1 tRNA gene is annotated in these 354 nt (G+C 41.8%); it reads left to right on the forward strand.

The features are described 5' to 3' along the window. Positions 1–3 precede the first annotated feature (3 nt). Positions 4–80, forward strand: a tRNA-Ala gene (locus GSQ84_RS27700). The last annotated feature ends 274 nt before the right edge of the window (positions 81–354 follow it).

Raw genomic sequence — 354 nt, forward strand, 5'->3', positions numbered from 1 at the left:
TACGGGGGATTAGCTCAGCTGGCTAGAGCGCCTGCCTTGCACGCAGGAGGTCAACGGTTCGACTCCGTTATTCTCCACCATCACCCGTCACTAAGATAGAAGTGACAACAAAATAGGGAATTAGCAATAATTACCGGGGATAGAAAAGTTCTTTGACATATTGGAAGAAGTTAAAAGAAGAGCAAACAACAATAGAGACGTTGTTTGATTGGATTTTGAAGGAAGGTAAGCAATTACCGACTTAAAAAAGAAGATTTAACAACTATAATAAAAAAGCATTTCCATAGGCGCAAAAGGCTATGGAGAGAAGAAAGTAAGAAAGAGTACACAGGGGATGCCTTGGCTCTCAGAGGC

Source organism: Pedobacter sp. L105 (assembly GCF_009765875.1).
Lineage (GTDB): Bacteria > Bacteroidota > Bacteroidia > Sphingobacteriales > Sphingobacteriaceae > Pedobacter.